At 57.1% G+C, this 23,466-nt stretch carries 19 protein-coding genes and 1 pseudogene; 6 read left to right on the top strand and 14 right to left on the bottom strand.

Annotated elements, in window-relative coordinates; translation table 11 throughout:
* Positions 1 to 48: 48 nt before the first annotated feature.
* The 5 genes and pseudogenes from RHM59_RS04055 to RHM59_RS04040 form a co-directional block, all read right to left on the bottom strand.
* The gene (locus RHM59_RS04055) at positions 49 to 1,122 is read right to left on the bottom strand and encodes a methyl-accepting chemotaxis protein (protein WP_416195073.1); all 1,074 of its coding nucleotides are present in this window, start codon (positions 1,120 to 1,122) and stop codon (positions 49 to 51) included.
* Positions 1,123 to 1,347: 225 nt separating this feature from the next.
* Positions 1,348 to 1,629: pseudogene (locus tag RHM59_RS25320) on the bottom strand (PAS domain-containing protein); the annotation flags it as partial.
* A gap of 687 nt (positions 1,630 to 2,316) precedes the next feature.
* Positions 2,317 to 3,243, bottom strand: coding sequence for a Gfo/Idh/MocA family oxidoreductase (locus RHM59_RS04050; RefSeq protein ID WP_322286002.1), 927 nt, complete (start codon positions 3,241 to 3,243; stop codon positions 2,317 to 2,319).
* Positions 3,244 to 3,718: 475 nt separating this feature from the next.
* A complete protein-coding gene (locus RHM59_RS04045) occupies positions 3,719 to 5,851 on the bottom strand; it encodes a TonB-dependent copper receptor (RefSeq protein WP_323553503.1) in 2,133 nt (710 codons plus the stop codon).
* A gap of 125 nt (positions 5,852 to 5,976) precedes the next feature.
* A complete protein-coding gene (locus tag RHM59_RS04040; RefSeq protein WP_322170517.1) occupies positions 5,977 to 6,372 on the bottom strand; it encodes a DUF2946 domain-containing protein in 396 nt (131 codons plus the stop codon).
* A 298-nt stretch (positions 6,373 to 6,670) separates the two neighbouring features.
* Between RHM59_RS04040 and RHM59_RS04035 the strand changes: the two genes are divergently transcribed.
* Together RHM59_RS04035 and RHM59_RS04030 are read left to right on the top strand one after the other, a co-directional pair.
* Positions 6,671 to 7,249, top strand: coding sequence for an N-acetyltransferase (locus RHM59_RS04035; protein WP_322170520.1), 579 nt, complete (start codon positions 6,671 to 6,673; stop codon positions 7,247 to 7,249).
* A gap of 117 nt (positions 7,250 to 7,366) precedes the next feature.
* A complete protein-coding gene (locus RHM59_RS04030; RefSeq protein ID WP_322170523.1) occupies positions 7,367 to 8,446 on the top strand; it encodes an alkene reductase in 1,080 nt (359 codons plus the stop codon).
* A 71-nt stretch (positions 8,447 to 8,517) separates the two neighbouring features.
* On the opposite strand, the gene RHM59_RS04025 is transcribed toward RHM59_RS04030, so the two are convergent.
* On the bottom strand, positions 8,518 to 10,098 hold the full coding sequence (locus RHM59_RS04025; RefSeq protein WP_322170526.1) for a glycosyltransferase family 39 protein: 1,581 nt from the start codon (positions 10,096 to 10,098) through the stop codon (positions 8,518 to 8,520).
* A gap of 390 nt (positions 10,099 to 10,488) precedes the next feature.
* Between RHM59_RS04025 and RHM59_RS04020 the strand changes: the two genes are divergently transcribed.
* Complete coding sequence (locus RHM59_RS04020) at positions 10,489 to 11,715, top strand: serine hydrolase domain-containing protein (RefSeq protein WP_322170528.1); 1,227 nt, start codon at positions 10,489 to 10,491, stop codon at positions 11,713 to 11,715.
* Between the two features lie 6 nt (positions 11,716 to 11,721).
* Here RHM59_RS04020 and gloA read toward each other — a convergent pair whose 3' ends face one another.
* Together gloA and RHM59_RS04010 are read right to left on the bottom strand one after the other, a co-directional pair.
* Positions 11,722 to 12,252 carry a lactoylglutathione lyase gene (gene gloA / locus RHM59_RS04015; protein WP_322170531.1) on the bottom strand — a complete coding sequence of 177 codons (531 nt, stop codon included), beginning with the start codon at positions 12,250 to 12,252 and terminating at the stop codon, positions 11,722 to 11,724.
* 293 nt (positions 12,253 to 12,545) lie between these two features.
* A complete protein-coding gene (locus RHM59_RS04010; protein WP_322170534.1) occupies positions 12,546 to 12,734 on the bottom strand; it encodes a hypothetical protein in 189 nt (62 codons plus the stop codon).
* 242 nt (positions 12,735 to 12,976) lie between these two features.
* On the opposite strand from RHM59_RS04010, the gene RHM59_RS04005 reads away from it, so the two are divergent.
* From RHM59_RS04005 to RHM59_RS03995, 3 genes are all read left to right on the top strand, one after another.
* Positions 12,977 to 13,537, top strand: coding sequence for a twin-arginine translocation signal domain-containing protein (locus RHM59_RS04005; protein ID WP_322170580.1), 561 nt, complete (start codon positions 12,977 to 12,979; stop codon positions 13,535 to 13,537).
* An 11-nt stretch (positions 13,538 to 13,548) separates the two neighbouring features.
* Positions 13,549 to 15,117: a GMC family oxidoreductase gene (locus RHM59_RS04000; RefSeq protein ID WP_322170583.1), complete on the top strand. Its 1,569-nt coding sequence runs from the start codon at positions 13,549 to 13,551 to the stop codon at positions 15,115 to 15,117.
* A gap of 158 nt (positions 15,118 to 15,275) precedes the next feature.
* Positions 15,276 to 15,557 (top strand): pentapeptide MXKDX repeat protein, encoded by a 282-nt coding sequence (locus RHM59_RS03995; RefSeq protein WP_322170587.1) that lies wholly within the window; start codon positions 15,276 to 15,278, stop codon positions 15,555 to 15,557.
* Between the two features lie 263 nt (positions 15,558 to 15,820).
* On the opposite strand, the gene RHM59_RS03990 is transcribed toward RHM59_RS03995, so the two are convergent.
* The 6 genes from RHM59_RS03990 to RHM59_RS03965 form a co-directional block, all read right to left on the bottom strand.
* Positions 15,821 to 18,919 carry an error-prone DNA polymerase gene (locus RHM59_RS03990; RefSeq protein WP_416195049.1) on the bottom strand — a complete coding sequence of 1,033 codons (3,099 nt, stop codon included), beginning with the start codon at positions 18,917 to 18,919 and terminating at the stop codon, positions 15,821 to 15,823.
* Positions 18,907 to 20,322: a DNA polymerase Y family protein gene (locus RHM59_RS03985; protein ID WP_322286000.1), complete on the bottom strand. Its 1,416-nt coding sequence runs from the start codon at positions 20,320 to 20,322 to the stop codon at positions 18,907 to 18,909. The genes RHM59_RS03990 and RHM59_RS03985 overlap by 13 nt, the downstream gene beginning before the upstream one ends.
* Before the next feature lie 7 nt (positions 20,323 to 20,329).
* On the bottom strand, positions 20,330 to 20,953 hold the full coding sequence (imuA, locus tag RHM59_RS03980; RefSeq protein ID WP_322170954.1) for a translesion DNA synthesis-associated protein ImuA: 624 nt from the start codon (positions 20,951 to 20,953) through the stop codon (positions 20,330 to 20,332).
* Positions 20,953 to 21,582, bottom strand: coding sequence for a transcriptional repressor LexA (lexA, locus tag RHM59_RS03975; protein ID WP_322170596.1), 630 nt, complete (start codon positions 21,580 to 21,582; stop codon positions 20,953 to 20,955). Before lexA ends, imuA begins: the two co-directional genes overlap by 1 nt.
* A gap of 147 nt (positions 21,583 to 21,729) precedes the next feature.
* Positions 21,730 to 22,821: an acyl-CoA dehydrogenase family protein gene (locus tag RHM59_RS03970; RefSeq protein ID WP_322285999.1), complete on the bottom strand. Its 1,092-nt coding sequence runs from the start codon at positions 22,819 to 22,821 to the stop codon at positions 21,730 to 21,732.
* A 32-nt stretch (positions 22,822 to 22,853) separates the two neighbouring features.
* On the bottom strand, positions 22,854 to 23,414 hold the full coding sequence (locus RHM59_RS03965) for a carboxymuconolactone decarboxylase family protein (protein WP_322285998.1): 561 nt from the start codon (positions 23,412 to 23,414) through the stop codon (positions 22,854 to 22,856).
* Between the last annotated feature and the right edge of the window lie 52 nt (positions 23,415 to 23,466).

The following is a 23,466-nucleotide window of genomic DNA, read 5'->3' as shown; positions in this document are numbered from 1 at the left end:
GGGTCATCCTTGATCGTGTGACGCATTTATGTCGAAGTGGTCAACTTATTAATGCAGCTTTGCCCAGAACTGCTTGGTCAATTCATGCAGCGCGGACGTTAGACGTAAAGCTTCACTTGCGTTGTTATGATTGTTTTGGCTCGTGCTAACGCTCAATTCGGTAGCATCCCGAATATTAGCAACGCTGCGATTAATCCCTTCGCTCACCTCCCCTTGCTCTTCAACCGCTGCTGCGATTTGCATGTTCATTTCCGTGATTTCATGAACGCCACGACCAATGCCGCCTAGCGATTCTCTCGCTTGACGAGCCTGACTGACGCTCAATTGCGCGTGATCGCGGCTTTTCTCCATGACGCTCACTGCAGAACGGGTACCGTCCTGCAACGCGTTGATCATCTGCTGAATATCGGCGGTCGACTGCTGAGTCCGCGCAGCTAAACTGCGTACTTCGTCTGCGACCACAGCGAAACCGCGACCTTGATCTCCCGCGCGGGCCGCTTCTATTGCGGCATTGAGTGCCAACATGTTTATTTGTGCCGCGATATCGCCAATCACTTCCAACACTTGGGAAATATCGTTGCTGTGGTTTTCCAACGCATAGATGACGTTCGTGGCCTGATGAATTTCAATTTCCAGCGCAGTGATCATCTTGCTGGTGTCGCTGACCAATTGCTGTCCAAAGCGCGTCTCATTGCCAGCCTTTTCCGCCGCGCTGGCAGCAGTCTGCGCATTGCGCGCCACTTCCTGGATGCTGGCCGCCATTTGAGTGATTGAAGTGGCGATCTGATCGGTTTCGACCTGCTGCTCGACGGTCAGCCGATTGCTCGCATGAATTTCGTCCAGCAAGTTTTTCGCACACCCCCCCAGTCGGTCAGACGCATCGGCAATGCGACCGATAACAGCACCGGTTTCTGCATGGGCGGTCAGCAACGCAAATTGGATCTGACCGACCACGTCCGCCCGGCCCGTGTAAAGGATCTGGCTCAGTGGATTGTCTGCTGACCCGCGTACCTGACGCGCCAAGCCTCGCAGGGGCCTAAGTACGACGGCTATGGCGACACAGCTTAATGCGCAACTTAGCGCGGTTTCCAGAAGCGAAACATACGATGGAATCGACAGCACGCTGCCGAGGCTGAAGATGCTTAGCGTGATCAAGCTGCACACCAGCACAGAAATTTTTGTGCTTAATCCCAATCGCAACCATCGACTGGCCGAGCCCGACCCACTGCGCAGCTGCGTATATAGTTTTTCCGCTGCCTCAACCTGAGCGGCGGAAGGTGCAGTGCGTACGGACTGGAATTCGACTGTTTTGCCATTCTTTCGAATAGGTGTGACATACGCACTGACCCAATAGTGATCGCCGTTCTTACAACGATTCTTGACCAATCCCATCCAAGAGTGACCCATGTGCAGCGTTGCCCACATATGCTCAAACGCCAACGCGGGCATGTCCGGGTGCCTGACGACGTTATGGGGCTGACCTAGCAGTTCCGCTTCGCTGTAGCCGCTGAATTTTATAAAGTCAGGGTTCACATAGGTGATCAGGCTAGCGGTATCGGTCGTAGAAAGAATGTTTGCATCGCTTGGAAGTTGAATGGCGCGGCCGGTTACAGCTGAATTTTTTCTCATGCGCAATCCCTATTATTCTTGCCGCGTAACGACCGCCGCGCAGTGGCTATTTAGCAAAGTTACCGCTGATAATTAGGAATGCATTGTTCAATTGTCAAACAATCAACACCCTCATTCGGATAGCCCATGCAGCAACTCTCCGTTAATAATGCACAGCCCATACGTTAATTATTACGCAAAAAAAGTATGCATAATAATAGGCTTTTATTACTGACTTATTAATGCCGCCAGAACGTTGTCGCATAAATATGCGTATACGGCTGAATAAATACTTAGCTAACAAACTACTGTTCAATCACAGGAAAAAAGTCAGTGTGGCATTTCCTGTTAGCAGGCGAACAAGATAGTCAGTTAAGCGGCTTTGATGTGCGTGTTTAAAAAAGCGGATCAAAAAAGGCATTTGGCCATTACTTTTATGCCTGAACGGGACCGTACAATATCGTACAACCACATACAAGGTATAAATCGTCGCATCCCCATAATTAGCATGCTTGTCTTGGATCAATATATGCGCGTGTTGTTAGAGAAACGCCTTTGTCACAGGTCCGACGATAAAGCCCGTAGGATGGGCAGGAGGATGCGGTTCCAACGGCAATTCATCGCCCTCATGAAACCGCTGAAGGTCGCTCCCACCTTATCGCAGCGTTCGGCTGTTCCTACATTTCCCGAACTATATGCGGTCATAGATCAATCGTAAAAGGGTTCGACCCTTTCGCGGCTGCCCACGAAAAAGCTGTCCGCTACCAGACGCAATGGCTGAAGGTCCAGGTCACTGGATTTCCCTCTAATCAACTGCTCGAAGTGTCGGTACACCGCCGTGTATTCCCCTTCATCGGCTACTGACTGGGCAACACCATCGATGCTCAGAGACGCCCCGCCACTGTCCAGTCTCAGTATTCCATCAGCACAACGAACCTCGATACTCCAGAGTTCATCATGCCCATGGTCGAAATCGAACTCGGCTCGAATGTCCAAATGGTTTGGGTCGGACAGACGCAGCGACGCAGCAATTGGTGATTGGCAATTGCTCGGGACCCGCAGTTCGGCTGACTCAACGAACAGAGGCAATGGCAATAAATGGGTCACGATGGATAACGCGTTAATGCCAGGATCAAATACCCCCAAGCCGCCCGGTTGCCAGATCCATGCCTGACCTGGATGCCATTTGCGCACGTCTTCTTTCCAATCGATCTGCACGGACTGGAGGGTACGGCCCGACAGCCATGTGCGTGCCGCTTCAACGCCCGGGGCAAATCGTGAATGCCAGGCAAACAAACCACTCACTCCTTGATCGCGGGCTTGTTCCACCAGCGCCAGGGCTTCACCCAATGTGGCGCAAGGCGGTTTCTCCACCAAAACGTGTTTGCCCGCGGCCAAGGCGGCACGCACCAACGCGTAACGACCCTGAGGCGGCGTACAAAAAGCGATGGCGTCCAGCTCTGGCGACTGCTCGAGCATTTCGTCCAAGGAACTGAAATTTTTTACCCCTGGGCACGGTTGCCCAAGGCTGGCGACCGCGAGCAGTTGGAACGCGGGGTTGGCCAGAATCGCCGGTACGTGCTGATCCTGCGCAATCTTGCCGTAGCCCACTAAACCGAGACGAATCGGTTGCATCTGTGACTCCTGTTTTTGTACTTATGGTCGATGCAGCAACCTAGACGTAAAACGCTTGCTAAACAACTGGATCATGCTCGTGGCGGCGTTGACTCCAGGACGAGGCAACGCCGGCGCCCCAGTGCGGGTGGTCCGCCCGGAAAAAATTGAGCAGGCTGTTATTCGGGAAGCGGACAATGCGGTTGACTGTCAGATCGTATTTTGTCTGTAGGAGGGGCCCGCCACGCTGTCGCGCAGCAAACTGGACGTGTAGGAGCTGCCGCAGGCTGCGATAAGGTCGGCACAACCTTCAGTGGTCTTAAGAAAGCGACCGGTTCCCGGTCGAATCGCAGACTTCGGCAGCTCCTACAGTTTAAATGTTGATATTTCAATGAGTTACATCGTGTTTGACGAGGGTCAACCTGTTGGCGAGAGACAGGATGCGGCCCGGCTTGCACACCTCCTCACCAACAAGTCACCTTTTCCAGCCGAAATTTTAGAAGCTGAAATCGACCTTGGTCCACAGGGTACGGCCCGGCTCATTGATCGCCTTGTCGCCCGGATAGCCAAAGCCTGCATCGCCCGCAAGGTTCAGGTGCTCCGCATAGTCTTTGCCCAGCAGGTTATCGACGCCGGTGCTGACTTTCAGCTGTTTGCTGATTCGGTAGCTGGTGTTCAGTGAGAACACGCCGAACCCGGCGCTCTTGCCGAAGTCTTGACCCACCACATTGCCTTGATTGACTGCCACCCGATTTTGCTCGGCAACTATCCGCCATAGCGCCCCGGCGCCCCACGCACCTTTTTGATACGTCAGGCCAAGGCGGGTTTCCAACGGCGGCATTTGGGGTAAGGCCTGGCCGTCGGAGGTGTTTTTGCCCCAAGCGTAAGCCATGGTTGCGTCGGCCTTCAGGTTGGGCGTCAAACGGTACGCCGCCCCCAGTTCACCGCCCAGGGTTCGAGCATTAACGTTTTCGGCTTTGGAGCTGCTCATGCCCATCATGCTGGTGCTGTAGTCGAACAGGATGTAATCCTGCACTTGGCCTACATAACCGGACGCCCAAGCCTGCAAATCGTCACGGTTGTACTGAACGCCGAAGTCGATTTGTGTGGTTTTTTCAGGCTTCACGCCACTGAACGCATTGCTCGTGCCCGCCGGACCGCTACCCGCTGAAAACAGCTCCCAGTAGTCAGGAAAACGCTGCACATGGCCAATACCGACATACACGGTGGTGGGTGAGTCGGCCAAGTCGTATTCGTAACGTGCGAAACCGCTGGGCAAAGTATCGGCGCGGGTATCGCCGGCGGTGGGGTTGGACGAACTCATTGACATGCTGCGCAGGGTTTGCCGGTAATCCTTGGCTAAGGCGCGGTCCAGTCGAGCGCCGGTAATTACCCGTGAGCGTTCAGCGGCATACCAGGTCAGTTCCGCAAAAGCACCGTAATTGTGCTCGACCGCGTCTTTGCTCCAGGCCATTTCGTCGGTGTCGGTAAAGGTATCGGTCATCATGGCGTATTCGGAATCACGCACACGGTGTTCGCTGCGCAATGCATCGACCCCGGTTATCAGTTCCACCTCGGTCCACTTCCAGGTGGCCGCCATGCGCCCGCCCAGCGTGCGACGGTCGACTTCTGAAGCCATGGGCATTGGCATCATGCTGCTGGGGTCCGGTGTCCGCAGGCGGAAGTTGTCCATGATGTGATCGGCGTAGTTGTAGTAGACCTGCGTTTCGAACTTATCCAGCACCCCGCCGAGGTTGCTCTTCTCGAACTTCAGCCCGAGGCTTTCACGTTTAAACTGCGTTCCGTCCATGCTGCGCCCGGCATAGCGAGCTTCCCCGTTGCCCTTACCCGCCGTCAACTCCAACAACGTATCGGCGTCGGGCGTCCAACCCAGCGACACATCGCCGTTCCATTTGTCCCAGCGCGAAGGCACTGTGTGGCCGCCACCGTCTTTATAGTCATCCGCCTGTGACTGGTTGCCGACGGCGCGCAGATAGCCTTGCGGTCCGCCGACCGCGCCGTCGAGTACTTTGTCGAAGCGCCCGTTGGAGCCGGCCAGCACGCTACCACTCAAGCGGCTGCCCAATTGGGCAAAGTGTTCCGGGCCGCGCTCAAACAACACCGTACCGGCTGAAGCTCCCGGCCCCCACAGCACTGTTTCGGGCCCTTTGATTACGGTGAGTTTGTCGAACGTTTCCGGGGCTATGTAAGAACTGGGCGCATCCATTCGAAACGGACACGCGCCGAGCATCAGCCCACCGTTGGTGCGAATGTTTAAGCGTGAGCCGAACATGCCGCGCAGCACGGGATCGCCGTTGGTTCCGCCATTACGAATCGCCGAAAAGCCGGGAATGGTCTTGAGGTAGTCCGTGCCATCGCTGGCCGGGACCGGCTGGCGTGGGTCTTTTGGGTTAGTGATGATGGTCAGCGGTGAGCTTTGTTGAACAGCCGTAATCACTGTCGGTTCCAATACCAATGGCGGCGGTACGGGTGTCGAATCAAGGTCTTCAGGCTCAGCGGCCATTACACACACGGGCAGGGTCAAGCCCAAAAAGAATGCAAACGCCTGACGCCAGTAAAGATGCTGCGGGCGCAGGTGAAACAGGGACGCGTTAAAGATCGAGCGCATGAAATCGTCCGTTGAAAAGTCAGCGTTATCCGGGATAACAGGTTCACAAAGATGAGCGCCCGCACGGGGGCCGGCGCGTGTGCGCCCTGCTCAGCTTTTGCCTTGGGAAACAGGGTGAATGACGATCAGCAGAGTGCAGGTGGCGCCCGAGTCCTGGCCCCGGGAAACACCGGAGGCATTGCCGCTTGCGGCGCGACGCAAGACACCCGAAATAACGCGGGAGGGTAGCCCGAGCGGACGACAGTGAAGGTAGATGGCGGTAACGCCGGATGCTGGAACAGCAGCGAGCAATACCCGCACTTCTCCCAGACCACCAGGCTGTGAGGCGGGCTGATTTTAGCCGGCTCGGAAGCCTGCGCCATGCCAGGCATGCTGTCGTGGCACGGCATCTCGCCCATGGTCATGGCGTCGTTCATGCCATGAGACAAGCTCATGCCCTGAGAGACCAATGGCCCAAGGAAGATCATCAGCATGGCGAACAAACTGAGCCATGCGCCGATCGATCCCTTGCTGCTGCGCATCACGTGAAAGACGCCCCGTCGAATAGCGCGTGCAGAGGCATCCGCAAGCGGTGCTCTGTGATCACGGGGATTCGGGCGATTTTCATGGGCGCGGAATCTAACACCGTCCCGTCGGATGCGACACCAGCCTGTGTTGAGTAGGCGGTCAATGATGCAGTGAAACTTCCTACACGCGGCTGATTTAAAGGCGATGAAGCGTCGTGCGACATAACGGCGCATCTCTGGGCAATCACCACGGCGTTTAATTTTTGCAGGAAGACTGCCAGACTGACCGACAGCCAAACGCCCAGAGCACACCATGATCCAGATCCGCCCCATGACCGCCGCCGATTTCGAGGGTTTTTGGCCGACCTTTCAGGCCATTGTCACTGCGCGTGAAACCTACGCCTACGACCCTGAAATTACCCAGGAACAGGCGCTTCAACTGTGGTTGCAGACGCCGCTGCATACGTTGATCGCCGAAGAAGACGGTGTCGTGCTCGGCAGTTATTACCTAAAAGCCAACGCCGCAGGCCCCGGCAGTCACATCTGCAACTGCGGCTACATGGTCAGTGAGGCGGCCCGCGGGCGTGGCGTTGCCCGGCTGATGTGCGAACACTCCCAGCAACTGGCCCGCGACAGCGGCTTTTTGGCGATGCAGTTCAATTCAGTGGTGTCCAGCAACGAAGTGGCCGTCGCGTTGTGGCACCGGCTAGGATTCGAGACCGTCGGGCGCTTGCCCCGCGCTTATCAGCATGCGCGGTTGGGGTTGGTGGATTGCCTGGTCATGTTCAAATGGCTGGCGGATCCGATAGAAAAATCCGTTCCCGCACAAGCCAAGTTGATCGGTCGCAAGAACATTGAATCCATCGTATCGCGCCCGCGGCGCGGTGGATGATCGCTAAAGGCGGTGCGATTTGTCTGAAACGCTATGCCTGGCCCTTCCCGAACAAGTTCGCTCCTACAGAGTCTGTTGATGACCGCCTTCTAAAATGCTTTTTAAAAGGAAATCTGAATGCCATCCCTTTTTGATCCGTTGAAAATCGGCACCGTCTCTGCGCCTAACCGCATATTGATGGCGCCATTGACCCGCGGTCGTGCGACCCGTGAGCATGTACCCACTGAATTGATGATCGAGTACTACTCCCAGCGAGCCAGTGCCGGTTTGATCATCACTGAAGCGACCGGCATCAGTCAGGAAGGTTTAGGCTGGCCGTATGCGCCTGGAATCTGGAGCGATGAGCAGGTTCACGCCTGGAAAGCTGTGACCGACGCTGTTCATCAAGCGGGCGGGCGTATCGATCTGCAGATGTGGCACATGGGCCGTATTGTCCACCCAAGCTTCCTTGGCGGTGCGCAGCCGGTTTCATCGTCGGCCACTACCGCGCCGGGCAGTGCCCATACCTATGACGGCAAGCAACCGTATGCATTGGCGCGGCCGTTGAGCGTCGAGGACATCAAACGTTTGCTCGACGACTACGCCAAGGCCGCTAAAAACGCCATGGCAGCCGGTTTTGATGGGGTGCAGATCCACGCAGCCAACGGGTACCTGATTGATCAATTCCTGCGTGACAACACCAACTTCCGACAAGATGAATACGGCGGTTCGATCGAAAACCGCATTCGATTGTTGGTCGAGGTTACTCAGCGGGTTGCCGACACCATCGGCGCCGAGCGCACCGGCGTACGGTTGTCGCCCAACGGTGACTCCCAGGGCGTCAATGACAGCAATCCGGAAGCTCTGTTTGGCGCCGCAGCGGCAGCGCTGGACAAGATTGGCATCGCTTACCTGGAACTGCGCGAACCGCCGTTCAATGGCACCTTCGGCAAAGCCGACCGACCGCCGATTCATCCGGTGATTCGCAAGGCCTTCCGCGGCGCGCTGTTTTTGAATTCCGATTACAGCTTTGAGCGTGCTCAGGCTGCACTGGTCGCAGGCGAAGCTGACGGCATCGCTTTTGGGCGGCCGTTCCTTGCCAACCCAGACTTACCGCATCGTTTCGCCAACGGCTTGCCGCTCAACGATGACGTCATGCAGACCTGGTACAGCCAAGGGCCTGAGGGCTACGTCGACTACCCCACCGCGGAAGATTGAGTCTGTTGCAGCAATAAAAAAGCGGGCTGTGTTTTGCGCAGCCCGCCTTGTGACCTCGTAATCGATAACACTCAGTGAATTGTGTACAAACGAACCTCGGTATCGCCTACTTTCAATTCTGTCTCTTTATTCCATTCGCTTGGGATCGAGCGGAAATCATCGGGCTGGTAGCTCCCACTGACCAACCACACTCGACCGGTGCCTTTGGGCATTACCTGCAAGCGATCAACGTAGATTTTATCCGCGTCTTCGTCCACCAAGGTGCCGAAGCCGTAAGCGTTCGGACGGCCCGAAGTGCCGTCAGGCAAAGTGGGTGTATAGAGCAAGGGCTGTGCGCCAGTCTTGTTGTAATAGACGTAGCCGAAATACCAGAACAAATCGCTCACCACGATGCGGTCGCCCGCGACGTAGTTTTGATTGACGTAGTTGACCAGGACGTCGAACTGTTCGTTGTCCACGCTGTAGTTATTCTTTAAACCGACCATTTCAATGCCCAGCACTCCGACCAGCAGGCCAATCGCCAGAAAACGAAAACGTCGTTCAAGCTGATCGATGGCGACCGCCAACACCAACGGTAAGCCAATGGCGGCAAACATTAAGTACCGCTCGACCAGCAACGGTGTCACGAACGACACCGCAAAAATCACCAGCAGCGGCAGGAAAGTGTACGCCACCAGCAGTCCATTAAACCGGTAGTCGCTTCGGTCTCGGACGACAACCATGACTGCGATAGTCGCGATGGCCAGCGGCATTAACAGATACAGCGGAAACCAAACGTCGCCACCGTCTTTCAAGGTCAGAAATTGCCAGATCGCCGACGGTAAAGAATCCAGGGTGATGGGTGGAATCCAGCCTACATCACCGCCGACCCGCAATTGATCAAGGTGGGTCAACTGCCCAACCAAGCTAGGAATCCAAGGCGCATACAGCACGATAATTGCGACGTTGGTCACCCACCAGGCTGGTCGTGTGATCAGCTTGAGTTTGTCCTCAGACTTGCAGCGCAGCATCAACAAGTAGAACCAGTGAGCCAGCACGCAAAGGCAGGTGAAGTAATGGGTATAGAAACTTGCGGTCATCAACAGCGCATAGATCGCCAGATAACGCTTGCGGCTAGGGTTTTTGACCCAATACACCAGCGCCACGGTTGCACCCATCAGCCAGAAGCCCATCAGAGAGTACATGCGTACTTCCTGGCTGTAGCGCACGACGATGGGCATTAAGGCCAGTAACACCCCGCCCAGCACCGCCGCGCGGGGGGTCGTGATTAAGCGCATCAACCAGACCGCGAGGCCCACGGTCGCGATACCGGGTAAAGCACTCATGGCCCGAATCGAAAAGATCCCGTTACCGAAGACATTCATCCAGGCATGCAGCAGCAGGTAATAAAGCGGGGGGTGTACGTCGTGCGCGCTGTGAAACCAGGTCAGCGCGGGCGAGTACTGGCTCATGAGCAGGCTGGAGCCTTCGTCGCACCAAATCGCGGTTTGGGTCAAACCGTAAAAGCGCGCGATGGCGGCCAATGCCAAAATCGGGACGAGCCATAACGCATGTATCCAAAGGCCATGAGTCGATCGCGACGAGCGTCGGGTTCCTTCCACCTGCTGGCGATAGAAGGGTTCCCCCAACTCATAATCCCGTTGTAGCTTCATTCGCCCTCCGCCCCAAGCCATCAAAATGGTACTGCCAGACTCGCCACATCAAGGGTTCAAGGCACGGCGCTGCGCACAGAAAATACGAAGGCAAACCCTTCCAGACAACGTCTTTGCTTATCTGGACGCGATGGTACCCGCGCATTTATTCAAACGTCCAACTGTGAATAGGTTTGGCCCGTTCAGGTCACACGTAATGCGCTATTGAGGCTTAATTTTGAAACAAGTTCCGAGCCAACCCAATGAATCAAGGCGGTATTGCGCCTGATACCACCCGATTTCCAGATGCACGGCACAATTTCGTACGCGCGCCCAAGATGGCTGCGTTTACCGAGGTGGTTCAGATAAGGTGAGGGGCATCGCGCCCTTTCTTTACTGGAGAACCGCCCCTTGATCATTCCCGAATCTGTAGGACTTTCTTCCGAGCGTTTGGCACGTATCGACGCGTTCATTCAGAAAGAATACATAGACACCGGAAAGTTGCCCTGCGCGTCGACACAAATCTGGCGCCACGGCCAACTGGCGTACAGCTCGGTGTTAGGCTCTGCGGACAAAGAGCGCGGTCTGCCACTGAAGGCCGACAGCCTGTTTCGTATTTATTCGATGACTAAACCCATTACTTCCATCGCCTTCATGATGCTGGTCGAGGAAGGTAAGGTTTCATTGGATGATCCGGTGGCGCGCTATATCCCCTCCTGGGCAAACCTCGGTGTGTTTCAAGCGGGCGTAACCGGCGCCTTCCAGACGCGCAAGCCTACCCAAGCGATGCAGGTCATTGATTTGTTGCGCCACACCTCTGGCCTGACTTATGGATTTCAACAACGCAGCAACGTCGACGCTGCCTATCGCCACCTCAAGCTGGACGGCGTTAACAGCGAGGGAGGTCTTGAAGCGTTTGTCACAGCGCTGGCCAGCGTGCCGCTTGAATTTGACCCCGGCGAAGCCTGGAATTATTCGGTTTCCACCGACGTACTGGGTTATTTGGTGCAGGTGATTTCGGGGATGCCGTTCGAGACGTTTCTCCGTGAGCGAGTTTTTCAGCCGCTGAACATGGTGGATACCGATTTTTCGGTGCGCACAGGCCAAGAACACCGGCTGACTGCCTGCTACGCCCTGGATCAACACGGCAATGTCGTATTGCAAGACGATCCCGCCACCAGTGCCTTCTTGAGCGACCCTGCCACAAAATCCGGCGGCGGCGGTCTAGTCTCAACCGCCGACGACTACATGCGCTTCAGCCGTATGTTGCTCAACGGTGGCGAACTGGACGGCGTGCGAATTGTTAGCCCGAAAACGTTGAAACTGATGACCATGAACCACCTGCCGGGCGGCAAGGAGCTGGGAGAAATGTCCGACTCGCCGTTCAGTGAATCTCTGGTCGATGGACTGGGTTTTGGATTGGGGTTTGCCGTCACGATTAATCAAGCCCGCACGCTGAACATGGGTTCACTGGGCGAGTTCTTTTGGGGCGGCATGGCTTCTACCGGTTTCTGGATCGACCCGGTGGAAGACATTGCGGTGGTGTTCATGACTCAGCTGATGCCGTCGAGCGCGTACCCAATCAGACAGAAACTGCGCACGTTGGTGTATTCGGCACTGACGGAATCAGACGCCTGATCGCAGTCAGCTTTTGCCGAGATTGGCGAGCAAATCCGCCTGGACGATCTCGATCCAGTAGTTATCCGGGTCGCTGATAAAAGCCACGTGTTTCATACCTTTGTCCAAACGTTTTACGAACGGCACCTGCAAGGCATCGAAGCGCACACAAGCGGCTTCGATGTCCGGCACCGAAAAGCAGATATGACCGAAACCGCGCGGTTCCTGATTGCCGTTGTGGTACTGCGAATCGTCAGTCTCCGTGCCCCAGTTATGAGTCAACTCCAGCACCGATTCACGGCCAAAGGTATACACCTGGCGCTCTCCAGACTCGTCCGGCACGGCGTCGCCCTTCGTCATGGCCAAGAACATCAGGGAGAATTTGGCTTCTGGAAAGTCCACCTTGCGCAGCAAACGCATGCCCAGCACACGGCTGTAAAAGTCCAGGGATCGTTGGGGATCTTTGACCCGAAGCATGGTGTGGTTGAACACATAATCCTGAGTAACGGGATCGGGTGTCAGGCAGACACCGGGCTGATTTTCGCTGACGAAAGGCATGAAGGGATTCGCTCTTGTTGGGAGACGAACAGTCTAGTTCGGGTGGTGGCGGGTGGGTAATACGGGGTTACTACGAATGACGATCAAGATGCGTCGGGTTGGGGGTTTGCTTGTCGCTTCCCTGATCGAACGGGTTGCATAACAGCTTGATATGCCGTCACAACGAAAATCCAGATCATCGCCAGGGTACCCATCAGGATGCTAGGTTTCTGATCGCGAAATACCCCCATCTGTTCATGACTGGAGGACATGGTGAGTGATCCCAAGGCACATGCGGCCTATTCCTTGAAAGCTCAGGCCGATTTGGTCGCTCGATAACCGAAGATAGCGCCAAGAATTGCACCGATGACAGCGCTTCCTAGACTGGGGAAAATCATATTGGCGATGGCTGCAGAGCCGATAGTGGTCGCGATCATCGTGACATCCATGGCGCGGGCAATTGGGGATCGGGCTGACGTGTGATTGATCTTTTCAACTGACATTGGCTTGTCTCCATCCTGGATGTGCCTGCTAAGGCCTGTGTGAACGAACGCTGCGGCGGATTGTGTATTCGGGCATTCAAATCAGCAACGCCAATACGTAACTGAACAAAACCAACCGGGCACATCGGCCCCATGGCCTTATAACCACGTAGTAGCTCGCTATTACCTCTCTCCCCTCAGGCCTACTAGTATCAAGTGAGCTGAATCGCGTCCTACAAAAAAAATAACAAGGAAAATTAGCCATGAGTGACCTGAAACTCGATCGCCGCCGCTTTCTTCAGGGAAGCGGCGGTCTGCTGCTGGGTACCTTGTTGTTCGGTTCTGGGCCCATCGCCTTATTAGCTCCCAGCCAAAGCTGGGCACTGCCAATGACCACACTGGACAGCGCTACTGGCGATCATCTGCTGGTCATCGTCCGCCGCATGTATCCCCACGACACCATGGAGGACGCGGTTTACGCCTTCTCGGTCAAAGCCCTCGACGAAAAAGCCTCCAAAGACCCCGGCATTGCTGACTTGCTCAAGAATGGCGTGGCCGACCTCGATCAGAAAGCCGGTGGTTCATGGCTCAAGCTCGACGAAGCACACCAAGTCGCAATTCTGGCATCGGTAGAACACAGCGACTTTTTCACCATGGTGCGCGGGACGACCGTGGCGTCCCTGTACAGCAACGAACTCGCTTACCTGCACTTTGGTTATGAAGGCGCTTCCTTTCCGAAAGGTGGCTATCTGCACCGTGGATTCAACGACCTGACGTGGTTGCCCAATCCCCCTGCCGATGCCAGCCCTGCCCCCCTTTCTTGAGGAACACTGCAATGACTACCTATGCACTTGATGACGAAACCGTAGTAGTAATTATTGGTTCCGGCGCCGGCGGCGGCACCTTGGCCAACGAGCTGTGCCAAAAAGGTATTTCCGTGGTGGTGCTGGAGGCAGGCGAACGCCAGTCCACTGCAACCTTTATTAACGACGAATGGCCATCGTTCACTCAACTTGCCTGGTCAGACAAGCGCACCACGTCTGGCACTTGGCGGGTGGCGAAAGACTTCCCGAACCTGCCTGCCTGGATCTGCAAAACCGTGGGTGGCACCACAACGCACTGGGCCGGTGCCAGCTTGCGCTTTCGCGACTATGAGTTTCGCGCGCTAGAAACCTACGGCGCGGTCAAAGATGCAGACTTGCTGGATTGGCCGATTACGCTGGCCGAGCTTGAGCCCTATTACGCCCGCGCCGAAGACAAGATGGGCGTCACGCGCACCAACAACGTTCCAGGTCTGCCCGGCAACAACAACTTTAAAGTGCTGTACAACGGCGCAAAGAAACTTGGCTACACCGAATGTTCCACCGGCCACATGGCGATCAACAGCGCACCTCGAGCCGGGCGCGCCGCGTGCCAGCAGTTGGGCTTCTGCTTCCAGGGCTGCAAAATGGGCGCGAAGTGGTCGACGCTTTACACCGAAATCCCCGCGGCTGAAGCCACTGGCAAACTTGAACTGCGCACACAGGCCCAAGTGGTGCGTATTGAACACGACGACAAAGGCCTGGCCAGCGCAGTGGTTTACGCGGATGCCAAAGGTCAACTGCAAAGGCAAAAAGCACGGGTGGTCGCGGTGGCGGGTAATGCCATCGAAACCCCACGTTTGTTGCTCAACTCGTCCAGCACTTTATTTCCCCATGGCCTGGGTAACGGCGCGGGGATGGTGGGCAAGCATTACATGCGTCACATGACCGGCTCGGTGTTCGCCGAATTCAAGGAACCGGTGCATTTCTATCGCGGCACCATCATGGCGGGGATTATCAGCGACGAAGTGGCCAACAAACCTTCGCGTGGTTTCGTCGGTGGCTACGAGATGGAAACGATTTCCCTGGGCCCATCGTTCATGGGGGCGTTCTTTAATCCCGGGGCTTGGGGTCGTGACTTCACTCGGGTGTTGGACCAATACACGCACCTTGCCGGTATGTGGCTGATCGGTGAAGACATGCCGCGCGCCACCAACCGCGTCACCGTCAATGACGCGGTCAAGGATCAGTTCGGCATGCCGGTGGCCAACGTACATTACGACGATCACCCCAACGACCTGGCCATGCGCGAACATGCATTCACCCAGGGCGAAAAGGTGTACGCAGCGGCCGGCGCACTCAAAACCCACCGCGTCCCGCCCTACCCTTCGACCCACAACATGGGCACGTGCCGAATGAGCGCCAACGCGCAAGACGGCGTGTGCAACAGCCACGGACAGAGCCATGAGGTCGCGAATCTGTTCATCTCCGATGGCAGCCAATTCACTACCAGTGCGGCAGAGAATCCGACCTTGACCATCGTCACCCTGGCCATTCGACAAGCCGATTACATCGCTGAATCGTTAAAAGCGCAGCGGATCTGAAGGCGTTGGAGGTGCCATCGAGTTATCACGTTTAATTTAACAATGCGTGAGGACTTCGTTACGGCGAGCGCTCAACAATGGAGACCAGTTAGCGAATAACTAACGGCGTGCAGCACAGGTTGTTCGCCTCTCCAACCAACGTTTGAAGGGAATTACTCATGAAAAAATTATCCGTAGTCGTATTGTCCATGTGCATGGCCCTGGGTGCAGTTGGTAGTGCCTTCGCAGCCGACACAACCAGCGGCGATGCCATGAGCAAAAGCAGCATGTCCAACGACGCGATGAAAAAAGACACCATGAGCAAGGACAACATGTCCAAAGATGCGATGAAAAAAGATGCAATGAAGAAAGACAGCATGAGCAAAGACAGTATGTCCAAAGACGCTATGAAGAAAGACACCATGAGCAAGGACGAAGCTAAAGACCCAATGACCCATTGATAAATCTGTAGGAGCCAACGTGTTGGCGAATGGCCTGATGCGGTGTCACAGGTAAACCGCTTCGCCAACACGTTGGATCTCAAACTACTTTTCGGCAGCTCCTTGAAATCTGTGCAGCGTCAAAACTGTGGGACCGAATTTATTCGGGAAGGCTTCAGTCCTGCCACCCTGCAACCTCAAACCACACAAAGTGCCACACAGTTTGCTGCGCGACAGCGCGGCGTCGAAGACGTGGCGGTTCCTCCTACAGAAATGTTTATCGGTTATTTAAAATCCCGACTGCGTACATCCAATCCCGTCAACAGCGGCGTCAGGTCTTGCAAGCGTTGGGCGATCAAATGCCGTACGCCGTCTTTTGATTCAAGGCGACCATAGACCTGCAACAACCGCGAGCCCACCAATACGCGACGTTGGCGTTCGGCCAAATCCTGCCAGACCACCACGTTGATCATTCCGTGCTCATCTTCCAAGGTGACGAAAATTACCCCGCTGGCGGTTTGCGGTCGTTGTCTACCGATGACCAGCCCTGCGGCATTGATGCTGCGCCCGTGCTCGATGCTGATCAGGTCTCTTGAACTGCGGCAGCGTCGGGCGCTCAACTGAGGCCGCAACAAAGCCAGCGGATGCGGGCCGAGTGTCGTCCCGAGGGTGTCGTAATCGGCGTACATATCTTCGCCCACGGTGGGTAACGGCAACGGCACTTGGGGTTCTTCGATGGCCGTTTGTTCTGCAAACAAGGGTCGTTGCGCTTCGACGCCCGCCACCTCCCAGCGCGCCAGATGCCGGTGCCCGAGCAAACCGCGTAACGCTCCGGAATCTGCCAATAACTCCCGAGCCCGCTGGTCAAGACCGGCGCGTTCGCACAGATCGCTGGCATCGATATACGCCCGCTGGGTTCGGTTTTTTTCGATGCGCTTCGCGTCTTCCTCACGAAAGCCTCGGACCATGCGCAGGCCGAGGCGAATCGCCAGATCCGCATTACACGGTTCAAGGGAGCAATCCCACTCGCTGTAGCGCACATCCACAGGACGGATTTCGATCTGGTGACGACGGGCGTCCTGCAGGATCTGATCGGGGCTGTAGAAACCCATGGGCCAACTGTTGATCAGCGCGCAAGCGAAGGCCGCAGGTTCGTGGCATTTGAGCCAGCAACTGGCGTATGTCAGCAGGGCAAAACTGGCAGCATGGGATTCCGGGAAGCCATAGCTGCCAAAGCCTTTGATCTGTTCAAAGATATGGTTGGCAAATTCCAGGGTGTAACCGTTCTTGAGCATGCCTTCGGTCAAGCGCTTTTGATGCGGTTCAAGCCCGCCGTGGCGTTTCCAGGCGGCCATGGAGCGGCGCAGTTGATCGGCCTCCCCCGGCGTGTAATCGGCAGCGACCACCGCCAATTCCATAACCTGCTCCTGAAACAGCGGCACGCCGAGGGTGCGTTCGAACACCGCTTTAAGTTTTTCGGAGGGATAATTGATGGGTTCTTCTTTATTACGCCGCCGTAAGTACGGGTGCACCATGTTGCCCTGAATCGGCCCCGGCCGAACGATGGCCACTTCGATGACCAAATCGTAAAAAGTCCTGGGTTGCAGGCGTGGCAGCATAGCCATTTGCGCTCGGGATTCGATCTGAAACACGCCCACTGTGTCCGCACGGCTGATCATGTCGTAGGTGGGTGCATCCTCTTGCTCGATGGTTGCCAGCGTCAGGTCATACCCCCGGTAGCGGCGCACCAGATCGAAGGTGCGGCGCAAGGCGCTGAGCATGCCCAGCGCCAGAATGTCGATTTTGAGCAGCCCGACCATGTCCAGATCGTCTTTGTCCCACTGAATAATGGTGCGGTCGGCCATGGCCGCGTTTTCCACCGGCACCAGGGTTTCCAGCGGGTGTTCGGAGATGACGAAGCCACCCGGATGCTGGGACAGGTGCCGAGGGAAACCGATCAATTCTCCGGTCAAGGCCAAGACCCGGCGCAAGATCGGGCTGTCGGGCTCGAAACCGCACTCGCGCAGGCGTTCCGGCGGCGGCAAGTTATCGCTCCAACTGCCAAAGCAATCTGCCAACGCATTGATCTGGTCGGGCGGCAAACCCAACACCTTGGCCACATCGCGCACCGCCCCGGAGCCGTGATAGGTGCTGGCTACGGCGGTGAGCGCCGCCCTGCCCCGGCCATAGCGCTGAAACACGTACTGCAACACTTCTTCGCGGCGCTCGTGTTCAAAATCGACATCGATGTCCGGCGGTTCGTTGCGCTCTTTGGACATGAAGCGCTCGAACAGCATATTGCTGACCGCTGGATTTAACTCGGTGATGCCCAGGGCAAAGCACACCGCCGAGTTGGCGGCTGAGCCGCGACCCTGACACAGAATGGCTTGGCTACGGGCGAAGCGGACGATGTCATGTACGGTCAGAAAATAGCTTTCATAACCCATTTCGCTGATCAGGCTCAATTCACGCTCGATCAACGTACGGGCTTTCTCGGGCGCACCGCCAGGCCAGCGACGAAGCGCGCCTTCTTCCGTCATCTGTCGCAGCCAAGTGGCCGCAGTGTGGTCTTTGGGCACCAACTCATGGGGGTATTCATAACGCAACTGACCCAGATCGAAACTGCAACGCTGGGCGATACGCACGGTTTCTGCCAGCACGTGCGCCGGGTACAGCGCTGCCAGCTGCGGCAATGAGCGTAAATGCCGTTCGCCATTGGGGAACAAGCGATGCCCAGCCTCAGCCACGGTGGTGTGGTGACGAATCGCCGTCATGGTGTCTTGCAGGGCGCGTCGGCCACGGGCGTGCATGTGTACATCGCCGCTGGCCACGGCCGGAATGTTCATGCACTCGGCCAGCACCAAGAGATCGCTCAGGCGCTGAGCATCGTCAGGGCCACGATGCAATTCAACAGCGAGCCATAAGCGCTCGGGGAACACGCGGCTCAACCAATGGCCGTGTTCTGGACAGGTGTCACTGAGTAAATCCGGTAGCCAGAGCGCCAACAACCCCTCTAACGGCCCGCAGAAATCTTCACGCAACAGGCGGTACTCGCCCTTCTTGGCGCGACGCCGACCGACAGTGATCAACCGGCAAAGGGCCTGATAACCACTGAGGTTTTCTGCTAGCAGCACCAACGCCGGGCCGTTTTCTATGCGTATTTCGCTGCCGACAATCATCGGCAAACCGCAATCGCGTGACGCTTGCCAAGCACGGACAATACCAGCAAGCGTGCACTCATCTGTAATCGCCAGCGCCTGATAACCGTGGCGCTGGGCACGCTCGAACAACTCCTTGGCGCTGGACGCTCCGCGCTGAAAACTGAAGTTACTCAGGCAGTGCAGCTCGACATAGCCCGTCGTCTCGGCCGTCATGCAAACCATCCCTGCAACTGCAAACTTCCGTTTTCACCCACCGTTTGATAGGCCCAGGCACGCTGACCAGAACGGGTTTCCACCAGGAAGTAATCGCGCCGCACATCGCCGCCATCCCACCAACCGGATTCGATACGCTCGGGGCCCGCGAGAATACGCACGGCCGACTCGCTCAACGGCACCGGCTCACGCAATAACCAACCCGGACGCAAAGCCATCAGCAGCGGTCCAGTGGACTTGGTTTCAATGCTCGGTTGCCAAGCGCATTCGGGACGGTGATCGGCATGGGCACGCAAACCGTTGACCGCTTCATCACCCAATCGCGCTCGCAACCGTTCGCGCAGTTGCTCCCAAGGCAATGCCTGTTGCGGACGCTCATCGAACAGCTCGCGGTGGGTGGGAACAAAACTCGGCAGATCCCGGGCCAGCAAACGCAGCGCCCGCACCGGTGAAGACACCTGTATTTGCTCCAGTCGACCCCGGGCCAGCTCGAACAGCATCGCGGTTTCACGCTCGGCACTCAGCAATCCGACCGGCACCACTGTGTCTTTGCCTTCCAGGTGTTCCAGATGAATCGCGAAACGCTGCACGCCGCTGTCACGCCCGGCGAGAAACACGGCCAAATCAGAGATCAAACGCTTGAGCGGGAATAGCAGCGCTTGGTGGGACTCGACGTCGAAATTCAGCTCGATTCGCGTGTCAAAAAAGTCCGGTGGCAAGTAACACTCCAGCGCTAACGCTCGCTCGCCCAGCAGGGTATCCAGATGCTGTAACACCTGCGCCGGGAAGCGCCGCGCCAAGGTGTCGCGCGGCAGGGCCAGTACGTGCTGCAGCGTACGCAAACCCATGCGTGAAAAGGCAGTGGAAACCTCACGGCTCAGTCCGATGCGGTCGATGGGCATCCGCGCCAACACTTCGTGTAGAGATTCGCGGCAGGTTACGGCGAGACCGTCATGCACATTGGTCAGCATCCGCGCCGCCGCTGGGTTGGGTGCGACCACGATTCGATGGTGAAACCCCAAGGCGCTCAATTCGTCCCGCAAGCGTTTCTCAAACACCGGCCACGGCCCGAACAGGCCCAGGCTGGATTCGATTTCCATCATCAATACCCGAGGGTATTTCAGGCTGACCTGGGAACTGAACCGGTAGGCCCACGCAGCCAATAGACGGTGCCAACGTTCGACATCGGTCGGCTCATATTCCACTGTCGCAAAATCCCGGACTAATGCTTGCGCTGCCGTCAACGATTGTCCGGCACGCAGGCCCAACGCCCGCGCAGCCGGATTGACGGTCTGCAATACGCGACGCTGTGCAGTGCCGGTCAGCAGCGCCAACGGCTGATCGGGGTCGGCGCGACGGCGCATTACGCCGTCGAGCGCCAACTGTGGCAGCAAGACACAGGCCCAGAGCATATGAACCTCAGGAATCGATTGAAAACGGGATCGGTGACGGCGGTGTCAGCCCACCCCGACATTTGAGAACGCGCAACTGCCGAGGTCGCGCATCGATGGCAATCCGTAACGCCGCCGGTGACGGGTTTAATGCCGCGTGGGCGGGTCGACAGGCGAAGGCCAGGGTCTGGCCGGTTTCAGCGGCGACTTGCAGGCGACGCAATGCCCGATCATCCGCCTGTTTTTGCGGCGGCCAACACAACACGGCGCCGCAGCTGCCAGAACGCAAACATTGCTCGGTCGCCCACAGCGCATCCCGAGGACTGGCATCGACCAGCGTCAGCCAGCGCAAATCAATACCCGCCGCCTGCCACGCAGGGGGATAAGGCACAAAAGGTGGCGCTATCAGCACAATGCGTTCGCCTTTTTCCGCCAACCGTTTGAGGGTTGGCCAGAGCAATTGCAACTCACCGCTGCCATCGGCAGCCACCAGGATTTCGCTCAGGGCCGACGCGGGCCAGCCCCCGGTTGGCAGCGCCGCATCCAAGGCGGCGTGCCCGGTGGGTTGCGGACTGACGGGCGGCGCGACGGATCGGCCTTTCCAGACTCGACGCTCGTCCAGCAGCGTGTCGAGGCTGACCACGGCGCCCATCATTCGCGACGGACCAAGCCGCAATAAACGCCTTCAATGGCGAAGTCTTGGGTCGGCGAGACCACAATCGGCTGATAGGCGGGGTTGCGTGGCAACAGACGAAACTCCCCGGCACGGGTTTCAAGGCGCTTGATGGTGACTTCGCCGTCCAGTCGTGCGACGACGATTTGTCCGTCCTTGGCCTCGGCACTGCGCAATACGCCCACTAGGTCACCGTCGAGAATGCCGTCTTCGATCATCGAATCGCCCTGCACCCGCAGCAGATAATCCGGCACCCGATGAAACATGCCGCGATCCAGCACCAAGGTATCGTGCAGACCGATGTCCGGCCCAATCGGCGCCCCCGCCGCGACCCGGCCCAACACCGGAATCTCGATCATCTCCGGGCGTTGACGGCTGCCCGCGTAGTGCGAGACCAGCCGAATACCGCGCGCCTGATTGGGCGCAACCTCGATTAAGCCGGCTTCAGTCAGGGCCACAATGTGTTTGCGCGCCACGCTGCGCGAGGCAAAACCGAAGGCCTCAGCGATTTCAGCCAGGCTCGGAGATTGACCCTGCTGCACGATGCGCTCGCGGATAAAGGTCAGAATGGCAGTACGTCGGGGAGATAATAGGCTCATGGAGTACATTTGTACTCCTTTCGCGGTATTGCTGCCAGCGCCGCTTATCAACGGTTGAGATTGCAGGGTGTCAGGACTGAAGCTTTCCCGAATAAATTCGGTCCCACAGATTTCTGTAACGCCGAGCATTTCGCACGGCACCAGCACTATCCACGCTCAGCCACGGCAACAAGCTGGGGTCTTGAGGTTGGCCTGCGCTTGACGCTGCAACTCGGCACGCAATTGCACCAGGCTTGGGGTCACGATGGGCACGAAGGCCGACTCGCGCCAGCGTCGGGCAAACCCTGCGCCGTGAGCGGACAGGTACGCTTTGCCGCCGCTGGCCTGTAATTCCAACTGCACCGCGTTGGCGGCGGATTCAGCAAGGGCAATGCGTAACTGGAATAACGCGGCGGGTTGCGCAACAAAACGCTGTGCCAGCAAGCCCTGCTTCAACTGCAAGACAACGTTTTCCAAACGCCCGAGTTGCTCAAATAACTCGTCGCGCAAACCCGAACGAGAGCTTTCAAGATGGGTGCCGACTTCAACCAGCGAGCGCCGTGCCAAGCCGATGGCTAATCCACATTGCAACCCGAGAAACGCCGGGCGGACCACCGGTAAAAATAACCGTGCATCCTCGTGCAACAACCATTGCGCGCTCAATTCGACGCGCTCCAAGCTGAGCGCAGCGGTGTTGCTCGATTGCAAACCCATCAGCTCCAGGTCAGCGGAACGATACAGGCCCGGCGCTGAGTCAGGTATCGCGACAATGAACGGCACGCCGCCCTGCTCAGGCTCGATGGCAGCGGCCACCACAAAGTTGTTTTTGCGCAAATTGGTCACCCAGTGCAACTGACCCTCAAGCGTCCAGCCGCCCTCATGCGACTGCGCGCGGATCTGCAGGGCTTCGATGCCGGATAAAAACTTCATGGCGTTGGACAGTCCTGTGGCACCGGCCATCCGACCATTCAACAGATCAGGCAGCAATTGCTCACGCAACCCGGCGTTGGGGCTTTGCAGCAGGTATTCGATAAATGCCCGCTGCCCCCACAGCACAAACGCGGCGGCCAGCGAATGACTGGCCACGCTGGACAAAACCTCCACGGCATCAGCCAGATCACCGCCGCTACCGCCTTGATCAGTACTGATTCCAACCTGAAGCACGCCAGCACGGGCCAACTGCGGCAGCACCGTCTCAGCGTCGCAGGCGCCCAGATCCAAAGCGTTAGCCTGCGCGTCGAGCCACTGTGTCAATCCTGGGTCAAGCATGAACGTCTCCCGTCAAGCAATAGGCTGTGTATTCAAACCGCCGTTTTATCCCAGCGGTATTTCGCCAACTCGGGATTGAGCGGCGTGCGGGCGAAGACGTTAGTGAAGTTGCACAAGGTTGCCAGGCTGACGCCAAGAATGACTTCCAAGGCGTTGCCTTCGGTATAACCCGCAGCCTGAAATTCGCGGTAGACCTCATCTCTCACGTCACCACGGGTGGCCACCACTGCTTGGGTGAAGGCCGCCAAAATTCGTAGTTTCCCTTCAGGCAACTCAGCCCGAGCACGGAGCGCGGCGACCACGTCTTCCGACAGTCTGGCTTTATTCAAGGCCACCGCCGTGTGCCCGGCGACGCAAAAATCACAACCGTGTCGGGTGGCTGCGACCAATTGCACCACTTCCCTTTCCCCCAGACTTAGCTCAGCCTTGGCGTTGAGTCCCGACAAGGTGAGGTAGGCTTCCAGTGCAGCAGGTGCATTGGCCAGCACCCCGAGCAGGTTGGGCAGGTAACCGTTATTTTTCAGTGCGACGTCCAAGAAGGGGCGTGCTGCTTCAGGTGCGGTGTGTTGGGTCTGCAAAGTGACGCGGGACATGGGTTAACACTCCGAGTCAAAGACTGCCCCCATTCTGTTAGTTATAAGAACG

The sequence above is a fragment of the Pseudomonas sp. MH10 genome, from assembly GCF_034353045.1.
Lineage (GTDB): Bacteria > Pseudomonadota > Gammaproteobacteria > Pseudomonadales > Pseudomonadaceae > Aquipseudomonas.
The sequence above is the reverse complement of the archived record's forward strand: the minus strand, read 5'-3'. Positions and strand labels throughout refer to the sequence as shown.

What these genes read in the sequence shown, in the direction of transcription:
- RHM59_RS04025 (WP_322170526.1), bottom strand. Translation starts at nt 10,098, where the DNA reads ATGAAGCTACAACGGGATTATGAGTTGGGGGAACCCTTCTATCGCCAG.
- RHM59_RS03970 (WP_322285999.1), bottom strand. Translation starts at nt 22,821, where the DNA reads ATGCTTGACCCAGGATTGACACAGTGGCTCGACGCGCAGGCTAACGCT.
- lexA (WP_322170596.1), bottom strand. Translation starts at nt 21,582, where the DNA reads ATGTACTCCATGAGCCTATTATCTCCCCGACGTACTGCCATTCTGACC.
- RHM59_RS04040 (WP_322170517.1), bottom strand. Translation starts at nt 6,372, where the DNA reads ATGCGCAGCAGCAAGGGATCGATCGGCGCATGGCTCAGTTTGTTCGCC.
- RHM59_RS03985 (WP_322286000.1), bottom strand. Translation starts at nt 20,322, where the DNA reads ATGCTCTGGGCCTGTGTCTTGCTGCCACAGTTGGCGCTCGACGGCGTA.
- RHM59_RS04030 (WP_322170523.1), top strand. Translation starts at nt 7,367, where the DNA reads ATGCCATCCCTTTTTGATCCGTTGAAAATCGGCACCGTCTCTGCGCCT.
- RHM59_RS04035 (WP_322170520.1), top strand. Translation starts at nt 6,671, where the DNA reads ATGATCCAGATCCGCCCCATGACCGCCGCCGATTTCGAGGGTTTTTGG.
- RHM59_RS04005 (WP_322170580.1), top strand. Translation starts at nt 12,977, where the DNA reads ATGAGTGACCTGAAACTCGATCGCCGCCGCTTTCTTCAGGGAAGCGGC.
- RHM59_RS03990 (WP_416195049.1), bottom strand. Translation starts at nt 18,919, where the DNA reads ATGGTTTGCATGACGGCCGAGACGACGGGCTATGTCGAGCTGCACTGC.
- RHM59_RS03995 (WP_322170587.1), top strand. Translation starts at nt 15,276, where the DNA reads ATGAAAAAATTATCCGTAGTCGTATTGTCCATGTGCATGGCCCTGGGT.
- imuA (WP_322170954.1), bottom strand. Translation starts at nt 20,953, where the DNA reads ATGGGCGCCGTGGTCAGCCTCGACACGCTGCTGGACGAGCGTCGAGTC.
- RHM59_RS04045 (WP_323553503.1), bottom strand. Translation starts at nt 5,851, where the DNA reads ATGCGCTCGATCTTTAACGCGTCCCTGTTTCACCTGCGCCCGCAGCAT.
- RHM59_RS04010 (WP_322170534.1), bottom strand. Translation starts at nt 12,734, where the DNA reads ATGTCAGTTGAAAAGATCAATCACACGTCAGCCCGATCCCCAATTGCC.
- gloA (WP_322170531.1), bottom strand. Translation starts at nt 12,252, where the DNA reads ATGCCTTTCGTCAGCGAAAATCAGCCCGGTGTCTGCCTGACACCCGAT.
- RHM59_RS03965 (WP_322285998.1), bottom strand. Translation starts at nt 23,414, where the DNA reads ATGTCCCGCGTCACTTTGCAGACCCAACACACCGCACCTGAAGCAGCA.
- RHM59_RS04050 (WP_322286002.1), bottom strand. Translation starts at nt 3,243, where the DNA reads ATGCAACCGATTCGTCTCGGTTTAGTGGGCTACGGCAAGATTGCGCAG.
- RHM59_RS04000 (WP_322170583.1), top strand. Translation starts at nt 13,549, where the DNA reads ATGACTACCTATGCACTTGATGACGAAACCGTAGTAGTAATTATTGGT.